Below are 13,278 nucleotides of genomic sequence, written 5' to 3'. Positions count from 1 at the left end.
CAGTCAGGCGTGTGGCCGATAAAATCGGTCAGTTAAGTTGGCTCAAGACCTCGCGAAGGTTATAAAACGCCTTGCCAACACGTTGGTTGTAATCAAGCATGATCGTCTGCAGTCGAACTGGATCAAAGGTCAATCCTGTAACTCGGCCATAAGCTTGCGCAGCGGCCAAGGCATGCAGACCATGCTTGTTCTCGACTTCGCCGGAATGGCTGAGTACGTAGCCTTTTGCGTTTCTTAGCTCATTAGTATTTGAGCCAAGTGACGGGTTGATAGCCAAAAGTTTATCTTCAATGTGTTGGGCGAGAAAATTGTACTCGCGTCCATTCCAGAGTTCAGATGCGATGGACACCATCATGGCATCCATCATGGATTGCATATATTCGATAGAATTCATCGGAAGTCTATGCCCTGCTACGCCAACGCTGTAGAGGAACTCGGAGAAATCGTTACACTGCTTTACAGAGAATCGGTCTTGACTCCAGTCGGTTGCGCTGAAGGCGCCTGTCATGTTCGGGTACATCCCATCATGTCCCTCATGTCCTAAGCCGAAATCATCTTTTGCAACTTCGTGCATGTGAGCCATGACGATGCTATGGCGCACTTTGCGCGCAATAATGACATCACTGTTTTTTTGCTGAAGTCAACAGGTTTTTTCAGGGTGTTTGTTTCTGAGGCTAGTGAGGTGCTGACGGGTGGTGTTATTCCTACGGAAGTTTCTTTTAAATCTGTAGGAAAGTTCTTTTCTTTTAAGTGGGCTGGGTTTTATGCATTCATAGGTGCGATCACAGGCTTCGCTATCTTTTGGTTATCGTTGGGCTTTGCGAAATGGAGCTTGAATTTGTCTTGAGCTATCAGTTCTCTGCCTGTAGTCGTATAGATGCATTCCTCGACCTCTTGAGAGCGATGGACTATTTCGACGCCCTGATCTGCATCCCCTGTGATCGTCAAAGAAATGCAGCGCTGGCCCCCCAAGCTCCTGAGTCGCTCGACAAAGTGCTGCTTCTGGTTGACCACCGAAGCCTCGCTCAACGGCCGGATGGCAATCGACAGGTGTACCGGACGCGTTTGGTGTATAGCCGACCGGCGTTCCACAACGCCAGGCTGGCGCCGTTGCCTTTCAGCAGAGGGAGCCTTGGGCAAATGATCTATCAGCGGCTCTTGTGAAGCGCAGCACTCGGTGACACGTTATCCGGCACGGACGCATTTGCACCTTTCAGGGACTTGGCTTCGCTGGCTGGCGCGCCGAGCTGGCGGGCCTGGCGGTACTCGCTGGGCGTGCAGTTGCTGACCTGCTTGAAGGCGCGGGCGAAATAGGACGGGTCTTTGAAGCCAGCCTCATAGCCGATGCTGGTAATCGGCATCTGGCTGTTGACGAGCAGGTCCATGGCCAGGTTCATGCGCTTGCTCAGGATGTAATCCAGAAAACCCACGCCGTTGACCTCCTTGAACAGGCGGCTGAAGCGAGCCGTGGTCATGCCGCAGCGCTGCGCCAGGTCCTTTTGATCGATGCATTCGCGAAAGTGCTGGTCGATGTATGGCATGACCTTACTGAGTGCCTTGTGCTTTTGGTGTTCGCCGGTCAGGCGAATGCTGTCGGGCAGGGACGGCAGATGATCGATCTGCTGCGCATTGCCCTGACTTTTGATAGCGCGGCGTACTTCGCAAAGCTGCTTCAGTACATCGAGGTAGCGGTTCATTTCGCTGGTTGTAAGCGGCAACACCAGGTATTCCCATACCCGCGAACGCATGGCCCAGACTGCCAGTTCTTCGGAGTGCTGCACGGTGAACATGGTGACCGGGATGGACGGTGAGTTGCGTTTCACCTCCAGCAGAAGGTTGAGGTTAAGGGTGTCGGGGCGATCGAAATGCATGCAGATCATGTCTGCCTGCTGGCGTTCGGAATGCGCGACGGCCTTCGCCAGTTTGCAATCGCAGACTTGACTGAACTGTCCCATCAGCGCTTCGGTGGAATGATCGCGTGTCAGATCGAACCACAACAACAGCGGCTTTGTGCCCGGGTCAGACATCGTGACTTAACCTTATGCTGGGGAGTTTCCCTACGTGCAGCAGTATTGTCAAAGCGCTATTAACTCGCCGATGAATTTGGTTATTAACTTAGATCTCTTTTGCTTAAGGCGTTCTAAACGTTTTGTAAAACGCTGATGTTAGACAGGTTCCGCACCCGGTCTGGTCTTTGATCAAGACGACCGCTTGTCGGCTTTGAACAAACGTGCCAGAACCTTTCCCTGAACCGACTGCAAATGCGTACGAAAGTGCTTCTCATATTCGGGTTTCCTGTCTGTTTTACTGGCGGGATCGCCCACCTTCTCGATGCTGGCCAATGGCCGCAAAAAAGTCCTAGCGATTCGCAAAAATCTCCTAACGACTAAGGTCCCCCCCTGACTAGGATTCCCAACAGGTAGTGCACACGCCACTGCCCGAGAAGAAAAAAATATCCTTAGCGAGGTGAGCGAAATGAATCTGCAAACAATCCAGGCTTCGGTTATGAAGTTCGTCAAAGATGAAGATGGTCTGACCATCGTGGAATATGCCGTGGCAGGTGGCTTGGTAACTCTGGCTGTTGCCGCCTCGTTCGATACTTTGGCGGCCGCCATAACCTCTGCTCTCGGCAGGTTGTCGACTTGCATGGCCGGTGGCGCCTGCTAACAAGCCTGACGCACCTGACACAATTGGGGGATGGGACGATGTCCATAGAGCAGATGTCTACTTCAATCATGTTGCTAGTGCTGCTCGGTATTGCGGTGGTGAGCGACCTTCGTTGCCACCGCATTCCCAATCTACTGATTGTTGTTGGACTGGCTTTGGGCCTGATAAGCCAGGTCTATGCAAGCGGGGTCGACGGGCTTGGTGATGCGGCATTGGCCACCCTGATCGGCTTTGCGGTTTTGTTGCCCATGTACGCTCTGGGCGGGATGGCTGCCGGCGATGTCAAGTTAATGGCCATGGTCGGTAGTTTCCTGACCCCATTCACCGCGTTGTGGGCTGTTTTTTTCAGTTTGATGGCCGGTGCGCTGTGCGGTGTGCTGATTGTCTTGTTTCGCGGACAACTAAAGCAAACCTTGGCGCGCTATTGGTTGATAGCAAGTGCACGAGCTTACTTGGCACCGGCGGCAAATGAAGTAGCCGGCAAGCCGTTCCCTTACTCCGTGGCAATTTTGCTCGGAACCCTGGCCAGTGGCTATTGGCTTTATATCGGTCGGTAGCCCAGGAGGCTAGCCATGTATGCGATCAGCGACAGCAGTGCCTACTTCAATGATCGGGAAACGGTACAGCGCCTTGCACCACAGCCGCGGACTGTTTGTGAGACTGGACTGACTGAAAGCTTTCTTGGTGATTTGCTGTGCAAGCACCTGCACGACGCCGGTACGCTGGACCTGTCGCGGCTGGTTGAGCGCCTGGCGCTGACCGGTGCCGTGGTAGAGGAAGTGCTGGCATTTCTGCGCAAGGATGGCCGCGTTGAAGTCCTGGGCCAGGTTGGTGTGCAAACGGGGGGGCAGGTGCTGCGATACGGCCTGACCGAGCGCGGCCGCGGTACCGCCCGGGATGCACTGGCGCGCAGCGGCTACATCGGCGCGGCGCCCTTTCCGGTAAGTGCCTACCGTGACCTGCTCAAGCTGCAGACCATCCACCATGGCCGCATCAGTACGCAGGACATGCATGCTGCGTTCGCTGGCGTAGTGCTCTCGGAGAGCATGCTCGATCAACTGGGCGTAGCGTTGAACTCCGGGCGCGCCATCATGATTTACGGCCCTGCAGGCACCGGCAAGACCTACGTCAGCAGCCGCCTGATCCGCCTGTTCGCCGAAGCCATCTGGGTACCCCATGCCATCGAGATCAACGAGTCGGTCATCGAGGTGTACGACCCTCAGGTGCATCAACGCCTGGAGGAGCAGGGCCAGTCCGCCAGCCTGTTGCTCAACGAAGGCATCGACCGGCGGCTGGTGCGCTGTAAACGCCCGGTGGTGATTACTGGCGGCGAACTGGGCATGGAGCAACTGGATGTCCGTTTCGATCCCAGTACCCGCCAGTACCAGGCTTCCCTGCAACTCAAGGCCAGCAATGGCCTGTTCATCATCGACGATATGGGGCGCCAGCGCATGGCCCCGGCCGAGCTGCTCAACCGCTGGATCGTACCGATGGAGGAGAAGCGCGACTTCCTCAACCTGGGAGGCGGGCGCCATTGCGAGCTGCCGTTCGATCTGGTGCTGGTGTTTTCCACCAACCTGAATCCCCTCGAGCTGGCCGACGAAGCGTTCTTGCGGCGCATCGGCTACAAGCTGCAGTTCAGCTACCTGAAGGTCGATGAGTACGAACGCATCTGGCGCCAGGAATGCGAACGCCTGGGCCTGGCTTACGACCCGTCGCTGTTGCGTTATGCGCTACAGGCGCTATATGAGGCCGAAGGCGTGCCGCTGGTGCCCTGCCACCCTCGCGACCTGCTGAACATGGCGCTTGACCGCCAGCGTTACCTGGGCGGCGATGGTCCGCTGTCGGAGCAGGAGCTGAAATGGGCCTGGCATAGCTACTTCGTCCAGATCGACTTCCTTGGATAAGGAGATGCAGACATGAGTGCCCGTACGCTGACCCTGGTTGCCGTTTCCCTGACCTTGGGGCTTGGCGCCGCCTTGATGGCCAACAACTGGCTCAATGGTCGGCTCAACGCCGCCCCGGATGACAACATGAAGAACGTGGTGGTGGCCACGGTGGAGATCCCGTTCGGGCAGATGATCGAGGCCCAGCAGGTCGCTATCGTGCGCATGCCCAAGGATGCAGTGCCCGACGATGCCTTCGACAGCAATGAAAATGTGGTTGGCAAGATTGCCACCTTCGCCATGCTGCGCGGCGATGTGCTGCGCAGCGCACGCGTGGCTGAGCACTTGGGCGGCAGTACCCTGGCTTCGTTGATAGCCCCCGACAAACGAGCCATTTCGGTGCGGGTGGATGACGTGGTCGGGGTGGGCGGGTTCCTGTTGCCGGGCAACCGGGTCGATGTACTGGCGACCAAACGCAGCGACGGCAGCAGTAATGAATCAGAGTCCAGGACCATCCTTCAGGACTTGCGCGTACTGGCCGTGGACCAGACAGCGGGGACGGACAAGACCCAGCCGGTGGTGGTGCGTGCCGTGACCTTGGAAATGTCGGCCAAAGAGGCCGAGGTACTGGTCAAGGCGCAATCGGAAGGGAAGTTGCAATTGGCCCTGCGTAACCCGCTGGATGCACAGAAACAGCCACCAGCCGTTGCAGCTGTCGAACCGGTCAAGGTAGCGCCGCCAGTAGTCAAACCCCAACCGAAGCCGGTGGCAAAAGGTAACGGTGGAGTTGGTGCGATCACCATTATCCGCGGGACTGAAGTTGAAGTAGCGAAAACAAGGTTTTAAGGCAGCTGGCGTCCCAATAGCTAACCTTCGGCAGGAACAAGATCACCTCGCAAGGAGTTGTGCATGAATACTTTGCAGAGATTAGGGATGTACCTGTTGTGCGGGCTGGGTACGCAGCTGCTGTTCGCTGGCGTGGCGCAGGCTGCAGAACCGGGTGCGGGCTACAGCGCCATGCCGGCGGCCAACACCAACATGGTCCAGGTACCCATCTACAAGTCGCGGACGATCAGCACTCGTACACCGGTCAGGAAAATCTCGGTCGGTAACCCGGATATCGCCGATATCCTGATCACCAGCCCGACCCAGCTCTATCTGCTTGGCCGTTCCCTGGGCACTACCAACGTGTTGCTGTGGGACAGCAGCAACCGCTTGATCGAGACCATGGATGTGGAGGTCGTGCATGACCTCACCGGGCTCAAGACCAAATTGCACCAGCTGTTGCCCGAGGAGAACATCGAGGTGTTCAGTGCCCAAGGGGCGCTGGTGCTGCGTGGCCAGGTGCGCAGCGCTGCCGCCATGGACACGGCGATGAAGGTTGCCAAGACCTATGCCGCGCAAACCGCCAGCGTGGTGCAAGGCAAGGGTGAAGCTGCCGAGGCGACACCGACCCAGTCGCTGGAGGTGATCAACCTGCTCAGCGTCGGTGGCAGCCAGCAGGTGATGCTGGAAGTCAAGGTGGCGGAAATGCAGCGCAGCCTGATCAAGAACCTCAATATACGCTTCAATGCTCTTGGCACCTCCGGCAACTGGAGCGGTGGCGGGTTCAACAATGGTCAGGGGCTGGGCCTAAGCCCTGGTGGCGGGTCGATCCTTTCGCCTGGTTCGCTGATTGGTGGCGGCAAAGGCTTGTTCGCCCAGTTCCTGTCCGACGATTTCCTCTTCAACGTGGTGCTGGAGGCGTCCAAGGACAATGGTTCGGCCAAAGTGCTGGCCGAGCCCACGCTCACCACGCTGACCGGCCAGCAGGCAGAGTTCATTTCCGGTGGCGAGTTCCCGATTCCGATCACCGAAGATGATGGCATCACCATCGAATACAAGGAATTCGGTGTCGGCGTGAAGTTCCTGCCGGTGGTGCTCGACTCCGGGCGCATCAACCTCAACCTGAATGTCTCGGTGAGCGAGCTTTCCAACGTCAACTCGCTGGTACTCGACACAGGCCTGAACAGCATTCTGGGCGATGGTGTTACCCAGGTCATTCCATCGCTGACCAAGCGCAGCGCCGAGTCCACGGTCGAACTTGGCAATGGTCAGACCATCGCCATCGCGGGCCTGATCAGTGAAAACACCCGCGATTTCGTCAGCCGTTTCCCGGGGCTGGGCGACCTGCCGATACTCGGGCACCTGTTCCGCAGCCAGTCGTTCATCAACGGTGAAACCGAACTGGTGATTCTGGTGACGCCACACCTCGCCAAGCCTGTGGATGCCAAGGCGGTGCGCCTGCCCACCGAGAGGTTCGTCGAGCCCAGTGACCGGGACTTCTACCTGCTTGGCAAGACCAAGGGAAGTGAGCCTGGGCGAGCGGTACCCGTCAGCCTCGGGGTCAGCGGTGGCAACTTTGGCCATGATCTGAACTGATCGGAGAGAACCAGCATGAGAACCATGATTGTGTTTTGTGCGCTGCTATCGGGGTTGTCCGGTTGCATGTCATACGACGAAGGGCGCGTTGGCCCGCTGGGCTACAGCGTCTACCAGACCACTTACCAGCAGATTGCCGACAAGCAAGTGGCCGCCAACCCAGGTACCGAACTACCTGCCGCCGGCCCCGACGGGCCGTTGCTGGAGAAGGTGATCAATGGTTATCGGGGGGCGACCGGCGATGCGCAGCAGGTCGGTCAGCCAATCCAGATCCAAGTCACTGATTCAACTCGCTGATTGAGGGCGCGATCATGACTCCTCGAGCTCAACGGATGTTCACCGCGCCGCCGGCCCAACAGCGGGGGGCAGTGACTGTCATCATCGTGATCGCCCTGTTGGCGATATTGATGATGGCCGCGTTGGTGCTCGATGGCGGTCACATGTTGTTGAACAAGACTCGGCTGCAGAACGCCGTGGACGCCGCTGCCCTCAGTGGTGCCAAGACCCTGAGCCAGGTGATGGGCGCTGCCAATGCTGCCAGTAACGCGCGTGACGCCGCCCTCTCTACCCTGCAAAAAAATGCCAGTGCCACCGGCAACCAGGAGCTGGCGACGGCAATCGGCGGCAACCCTGGCGGATTTGCGGTGGTAGAACTGGCAGACAACGTCTATGGGCCTTTCTCCTACCCGGGGCCGGCCAATGCCACCTACGTACGGGTCTCGGTAGCGAATTATTCACTGGCGGGTTTTTTCTGGGACTTTGCCCAGTCATTCACCGAAGGCACCGCGACCACCAAACGTGTGACGGCAATTGCCACCGCGGGGCCGAGCCCGACCAGCCCATGTGATCTTGCGCCGCTGCTGGTGTGTGGCAACCCGGCTCAATACAACCCGGATGCCGGCATGTTCTGGGGTTATCGCTTTGGTGACCTGGAGGTCTTGAAATCAGCTTCCAAGAACAGCGACCCGATTGGCCCTGGCAATTTCCAGTTGCTCGATTTTGGCTCGGGCGGCAAGACCATTGGCGAGCTGATGGCCGGCGGCAGCTCAGTCTGCCGCAATGTCGGCGACAATGTGGCCACCAAGCCTGGCAACACGGTTGGCCCTTCCGTCAAAGGCCTGAACACTCGCTTCGGCGAGTATTCCGGGTCGCTCAATAGTTCGGACTATCCGCCCGACCTGGTGACGACCTATAGCAATCCGGTGATGAAGTACAACGATAAAACCACGCCTCACCAGGTGGAGCATCAGGGCCAAGTCGTCACTTCGAGCAATGGCAACCTGTCTGCAGGTGGCACGCCGCTGTTCGACTACAACGATTATGCCGCGCAGACGGCCGCATGCGTCGCAGGCGGGGGCACGGGGTGCCAGTCGAACGGGGTTTTCGAGCGGCGGATGTTGAAGATCGTGGTAGGCGACTGCTCGGGCAAGAACTCGGGGGCATCGTCGATTCCGGCCATCGGTTTCGGTTGCTTCTATGTAGTACAGCCGGCCGACAACTCGGGTGGGGATTCGCAGATCTTCGGCCAGTTCGTCAAGCAATGCGAGGGTGATGGCGTGCCTGGGCCTACACCGCAAGATGATTCTGGTCCGCAGATTATCCAGCTGTACAAAACCTTTATCAGTGGCAGTGGTTCACCGAGCACCGACTCCTAGGAGCGTGTCATGGAACTTCAACGGCTCAAGCGTGCGCAGCGCCAGCAAGGGGTGGCAATCGTCGAGTTCACCATCGCCCTGCCGCTGTTGCTCCTGACCTTGATGGCCTTCGGCGAATTTGGCCGCATGCTTTACCAGTACAACAGCTTGCTGCAGGGCAGCCGGGATGCCGCGCGCTTTGTCGCCAGCCAGGCCTGGAACTCTACCTTGGGCCAGGTCGAGGTGAGCGCCGATCTCGAGTGCATGACCAAGTACGTGGCAGTGTACGGTGCTCCTTCCACGCCGCCCTGCAGCCTGACCGGAATGCCGGCCAACACCACTGTGCAGGTGGCCAAGGTGGCGGGCACCAACGATCACGTGCAGGTGACCATCAGTGCTGTTTTTTCCCCGCTGATCGCCAACGGCATTCCGGCCTTCATCGGAGGCAGCACGGCGCTGAACTTTCCGTTGGTCGCCACCACCGTGATGAGGGCATTGTGATGAAGCGCAGAGGCATGCAAGAAGGTGTCTACGTCGTGGAGTTCGCGATCATCAGCGCATTGCTGTTCACGCTGTTGTTCGGGGTGCTGGAAATAGGCCGGCTGTACTACACCGTGAACGTACTGAATGAGTCCGTTCGGCGTGGTGCACGTCTGGCGGCGGTGTGCAACATCAGCGACCCGGTAGTGCTGCGTCGGGCGATATTCAACAGCGCCAGCGACAGTGGCGCCAGTACCCTGCTGGCCGATCTGGACACCTCGGACCTGACCCTGCGTTACCTGGACAAGAACGGTGCACAGGTCGCCAATCCCGGTGATCTGGTGAACGCCACCGGGTTTGCCTCTGTCCGCTATGTCCAGCTGACGCTGCAGAACTATCAATTCAGCCTGTTTATTCCAGGTTTTGGGGTGCCCATTACCCTGCCAGTATTCAAGGCGACCTTACCTCGCGAGAGCCTCGGGCGGCATACCGAGGCGGATGTCGTACCGGAGATCACGCCATGCTGAATCTTAGGGAATCTTCCGTATCCGCTACCTCCATCAAGCCCGGGATGCGTCTGTTGATCAGCAGCTCTGACGCCTTGGCCTTGCGTCAGTTGCAAGAAATCTGTCAGCGCATCTCCGGTCTGGAGGTGAATGTTCGTCAGGTGAGCAATGGGCATTCCGACCCACTTTTCGGGCTGGACCGGATGCCCGACTTCTTGCTCTTGCGCGTTGGCCACTTGTGGCGGGAGGAGCTGGCAGCCCTGTTGCAACGCCCGGCCCATGAGCGCCCGCCGCTGTTGGTGTGTGGCCTGCTGGACGATCGGGAAGGCATGCGCCTGGCGATGCAGGCCGGTGCCCGCGATTTTCTGCCGGAGCCTATCGTTGCCACGGAGCTTATCGCGGCCTTGAACCGTATGGTCATTGAGAGCCAGACCAGCAGCACGGCAACAGGCAAGCTGATCGCGGTGATGAATGCCAAGGGGGGCTCCGGCGGCACGGTACTGGCCTGCAACCTGGCGCATCAGCTCAGCCTCAAGGGCAACGCCCTCTTGCTGGACCTGGACCTGCAGTTTGGTAGCGTGTCGCATCATCTGGATGTGGCGCAGTCGCACAGCCAACTGGATGTGTTGCAGCAGATAAAAGAGATGGACGGGGTGGCACTGCGCGGGTTCTGTAGCCATTTCAGCCCGTCCTTGCATGTGCTTGGCAGCCGTGCCAATGAGCTGTGCCTGCCGCAAGATGTCCAGGCCGAGCAGCTCGATGCGCTGCTGCAACTGGCGCGTGCCAACTATGACTGGGTGGTGGCGGACTTGCCGCGGCAGATCGACCATATCACCGCCTCGGTGCTGGAGCAGGCAGACCGGGTGTACGTTGTCATGCAGCAGAGCGTCAACCATCTGCGTGACGCCAGTTCCCTGGCGCGCATCCTGCGCGACGACCTGGGCGTACGCGGCAATCAGCTGGAGGTGGTGGTCAACCGCTACGACAAGGCGGCGCCGGTCAGCCTCAAGGATATCGGCGAGGCGCTGCGATGCACCAATATCGTGAAACTGCCCAATGACTTCAGCGTCATCAACCAGAGCCAGAACACCGGTGTGCCATTAGGCTTGCAAGCACCTCGCTCCCCGATCGCCCAAGCGCTGCGTGGGTTGGCCGAGGAATTGGTTGGCAAGCAGGTAGACACTGATAGTGGACTGTTCAAACGCGCCTTCAAGCGTGTTTTTCGGGGGTGAACCATGCTTAGCGATTTCCGTAACCGTTTGCGCAAACAGGCAGTCACCCCTGAGGCATCGACGCCGTCGATGCTGGGTGGAGGCGTGAAGGACCCGGCAGAGGCGCTGATGGCGTGGGAACATTCAGCACCGGATGTTCTGTTTGAAACGAAAAGCCAGGTCACCTCGGTGGAAGCCGAGTGGCGGGAAAAAATCTATCAGCAGCTGCTCAAGGTCATGGACCTGTCCTTGCTCGACTCGCTCGAGCAGGCCGAGGCCGTGCGGCAGATCCGCGATATCTGTCAGCGCCTGCTCGATGAGCATTCGGCGCCAGTGAGCTCTGCCAGCCGCCAGTTGATCATCAAGCAGATCACCGACGAAGTGCTTGGCCTTGGCCCGCTGGAGCCGCTGCTGGCCGACCACACGGTGTCCGATATCCTGGTCAACGGGCATGACTCGGTGTACGTCGAACGGTTCGGCAAGTTGCAGCGCACCGATGTGCGTTTTCGCGATGATCAGCACCTGCTGAACATCATCGACCGCATTGTTTCCAGCCTCGGCAGGCGTATCGACGAGTCTTCGCCGTTGGTCGATGCCCGGCTCAAGGATGGTTCACGGGTCAATGCGATCATTCCGCCGCTGGCCATCGATGGGCCGAGCATCTCGATCCGCCGCTTTGCGGTGGACCTGCTCAATGCCGAAAGCCTGATCCAGGCGGGCGCGCTGACGCCGGCGATCGCCTTGCTGCTCAAGGCGATCGTGCGGGGCCGGCTGAACGTGCTGATCTCTGGCGGCACCGGCTGCGGCAAGACCACCATGCTCAATGTGCTGTCCAGTTTCATTCCCCATAACGAGCGCATCGTCACCATCGAGGACTCGGCCGAGCTGCAACTGCAGCAGCCACATGTAGTGCGCCTGGAAACACGGCCTGCGAACATCGAGGGGCGCGGCGAGGTAGGCCAGCGTGAGCTGGTGCGCAACAGCCTGCGGATGCGCCCGGACCGTATCGTGATCGGTGAGGTGCGTGGCGCCGAGGCGCTGGACATGCTGACGGCGATGAACACCGGCCACGATGGCTCACTGACTACCATCCACGCCAACACTGCGCGCGATGCGCTGGGCCGGGTCGAGAACATGGTTTTGATGTCTGGCGCGACGTTCCCGATCAAGGCCATGCGCCAACAGATCGCATCGGCCATCGATGTGGTGATCCAGCTCGAGAGGCAGGAAGACGGCAAGCGGCGGTTGGTCAGTGTGCAGGAGATCAACGGCATGGAAGGCGAGATCATCACCATGACCGAGATCTTCTCTTTTGTCCGCAATGGTGTGGGCGAGCAAGGCCAGGTGCTTGGCGACTTCCGGCCAAGTGGCATGGTCCCGGCCTTTCGCGATGCTTTGGCCAAGCGCGGGATCGAATTGCCGCTGACGATGTTCAGGCCTGAATGGATGGAGGCTCGTCAACCATGAGCCAGATACCCGGTGAATATATCCTGATATTTCTTGGCATGGTGTTCGTTGCCGTTTTTCTCCTTAGCCAAGGGTTGGTGGTGCCAGTGTTCGGCGAGGCGGGCAAGGTACGCAAACGTATCCGCAGCCGACTTGTGCTCCTGGAGCGTGCAAGTCATTTGCCGAACATGCAGACCGTGCTGCGGCAGAAATACCTGACGCGTTTGTCGCCGCTGGAGGCGCGGCTCGAACAATTGCCCTTCATGGCGACGCTGACGCAACTGATCGAGCAGGCCGGGCATGATTATCGGGCCTATCGGGTACTGCTGCTGGGGTTCGTGCTGGCAGCGGCTGCCGGAATGCTGGCCTGGCTGTTCTTTCCATACTGGTGGTTGGCGCTGGCGGCAGCATTCGTGGCGTTTTGGCTACCGCTGCTGAAAATCTCCCATGACCGTGGCAGGCGTTTCGTCAAGTTCGAGGAGGGTTTGCCGGATGCGCTGGAAGCCATGTGTCGGGCGTTGCGCGCTGGGCACCCCTTCAATGAAACCCTGCGTTTGGTGGCAGATGAACACAAGGGACCGGTGGCGCATGAATTCGGTCTGACTTTCGCCGATATCAACTACGGTAATGATGTGCGCAGGGCCATGCTTGGCCTTCTGGAGCGGATGCCAAGCATGACGGTGATGATGCTGGTGACCTCGATCCTCATTCACCGCGAGACTGGCGGCAACCTGACGGAAGTGCTGGAGCGTCTGAGCAACCTGATCCGCGGGCGTTTCCGCTTTCAGCGCAAAGTCAAGACAATGTCGGCCGAGGGGCGAATGTCAGCCTGGGTGCTGATAGCCATTCCCTTCGTATTGGCCGCAGCGATCGTTGTCATGAACCCTGCGTACTTGACGTTGCTGGTCAAGGACCCCGTTGGGCAAAAGCTGATCATGGGGGCTTTTGGCTCCATGTTGGTGGGGATTTTCTGGATTCGTAAAATCATTCGTATCCAGGTTTAGGCAGTTCTCGCATGGGGGCGTCG

The 13,278-nt window shown here is 58.8% G+C and carries 15 protein-coding genes and 1 pseudogene; 13 read left to right on the top strand and 3 right to left on the bottom strand.

Going from position 1 to position 13,278, the window contains the following annotated elements; all coding sequences use genetic code 11:
• Positions 1 to 28 precede the first annotated feature (28 nt).
• Positions 29 to 574, bottom strand: a complete 546-nt coding sequence (locus CAY82_RS05875; protein ID WP_177408883.1) for a hypothetical protein — start codon at positions 572 to 574, stop codon at positions 29 to 31.
• Between CAY82_RS05875 and CAY82_RS26635 the strand changes: the two genes are divergently transcribed.
• Positions 575 to 847, top strand: coding sequence for a hypothetical protein (locus CAY82_RS26635; RefSeq protein ID WP_170931030.1), 273 nt, complete (start codon positions 575 to 577; stop codon positions 845 to 847). It abuts the gene before it with no gap.
• A 96-nt stretch (positions 848 to 943) separates the two neighbouring features.
• On the opposite strand, the pseudogene CAY82_RS26985 reads toward CAY82_RS26635, so the two are convergent.
• A pseudogene (locus CAY82_RS26985) lies at positions 944 to 1,077 on the bottom strand (DUF4917 domain-containing protein); the annotation flags it as partial.
• Between the two features lie 71 nt (positions 1,078 to 1,148).
• Positions 1,149 to 2,027 (bottom strand): DNA-binding response regulator, encoded by an 879-nt coding sequence (locus CAY82_RS05865; protein ID WP_087500341.1) that lies wholly within the window; start codon positions 2,025 to 2,027, stop codon positions 1,149 to 1,151.
• Between the two features lie 448 nt (positions 2,028 to 2,475).
• Between CAY82_RS05865 and CAY82_RS05860 the strand changes: the two genes are divergently transcribed.
• The 12 genes from CAY82_RS05860 (at position 2,476) to CAY82_RS05805 (ending at position 13,255) form a co-directional block, all read left to right on the top strand.
• Positions 2,476 to 2,667 (top strand): Flp family type IVb pilin, encoded by a 192-nt coding sequence (locus tag CAY82_RS05860; RefSeq protein ID WP_087500340.1) that lies wholly within the window; start codon positions 2,476 to 2,478, stop codon positions 2,665 to 2,667.
• 38 nt (positions 2,668 to 2,705) lie between these two features.
• Positions 2,706 to 3,224, top strand: coding sequence for a prepilin peptidase (locus tag CAY82_RS05855; protein ID WP_087500339.1), 519 nt, complete (start codon positions 2,706 to 2,708; stop codon positions 3,222 to 3,224).
• A gap of 15 nt (positions 3,225 to 3,239) precedes the next feature.
• Positions 3,240 to 4,574: an AAA family ATPase gene (locus tag CAY82_RS05850; protein WP_087500338.1), complete on the top strand. Its 1,335-nt coding sequence runs from the start codon at positions 3,240 to 3,242 to the stop codon at positions 4,572 to 4,574.
• A 12-nt stretch (positions 4,575 to 4,586) separates the two neighbouring features.
• The gene (gene cpaB / locus CAY82_RS05845; RefSeq protein ID WP_087500337.1) at positions 4,587 to 5,399 is read left to right on the top strand and encodes a Flp pilus assembly protein CpaB; all 813 of its coding nucleotides are present in this window, start codon (positions 4,587 to 4,589) and stop codon (positions 5,397 to 5,399) included.
• 87 nt (positions 5,400 to 5,486) lie between these two features.
• On the top strand, positions 5,487 to 6,974 hold the full coding sequence (locus CAY82_RS05840; RefSeq protein ID WP_087500336.1) for a type II and III secretion system protein family protein: 1,488 nt from the start codon (positions 5,487 to 5,489) through the stop codon (positions 6,972 to 6,974).
• A gap of 15 nt (positions 6,975 to 6,989) precedes the next feature.
• Positions 6,990 to 7,271 (top strand): hypothetical protein, encoded by a 282-nt coding sequence (locus CAY82_RS05835; RefSeq protein ID WP_087500335.1) that lies wholly within the window; start codon positions 6,990 to 6,992, stop codon positions 7,269 to 7,271.
• 11 nt (positions 7,272 to 7,282) lie between these two features.
• The gene (locus CAY82_RS05830) at positions 7,283 to 8,629 is read left to right on the top strand and encodes a TadE/TadG family type IV pilus assembly protein (RefSeq protein WP_170931034.1); all 1,347 of its coding nucleotides are present in this window, start codon (positions 7,283 to 7,285) and stop codon (positions 8,627 to 8,629) included.
• A 9-nt stretch (positions 8,630 to 8,638) separates the two neighbouring features.
• Positions 8,639 to 9,109, top strand: a complete 471-nt coding sequence (locus CAY82_RS05825) for a TadE family protein (protein WP_087500333.1) — start codon at positions 8,639 to 8,641, stop codon at positions 9,107 to 9,109.
• A complete protein-coding gene (locus CAY82_RS05820; protein ID WP_087500332.1) occupies positions 9,109 to 9,615 on the top strand; it encodes a TadE/TadG family type IV pilus assembly protein in 507 nt (168 codons plus the stop codon). Before CAY82_RS05825 ends, CAY82_RS05820 begins: the two co-directional genes overlap by 1 nt.
• Entirely contained in the window at positions 9,609 to 10,826 is a 1,218-nt protein-coding gene (locus CAY82_RS05815) for an AAA family ATPase (protein WP_087500331.1), read from the top strand. The genes CAY82_RS05820 and CAY82_RS05815 overlap by 7 nt, the downstream gene beginning before the upstream one ends.
• Positions 10,827 to 10,829: 3 nt before the next feature.
• A complete protein-coding gene (locus CAY82_RS05810; protein WP_087500330.1) occupies positions 10,830 to 12,272 on the top strand; it encodes a CpaF family protein in 1,443 nt (480 codons plus the stop codon).
• Positions 12,269 to 13,255: a type II secretion system F family protein gene (locus CAY82_RS05805; RefSeq protein ID WP_087500329.1), complete on the top strand. Its 987-nt coding sequence runs from the start codon at positions 12,269 to 12,271 to the stop codon at positions 13,253 to 13,255. Before CAY82_RS05810 ends, CAY82_RS05805 begins: the two co-directional genes overlap by 4 nt.
• Positions 13,256 to 13,278: the final 23 nt, after the last annotated feature.

It is taken from the genome of Pseudomonas sp. SID14000 (assembly GCF_002165135.1).
Classification (GTDB): domain Bacteria; phylum Pseudomonadota; class Gammaproteobacteria; order Pseudomonadales; family Pseudomonadaceae; genus Aquipseudomonas.
This window is presented reverse-complemented; position numbering and strand designations above follow the sequence as displayed.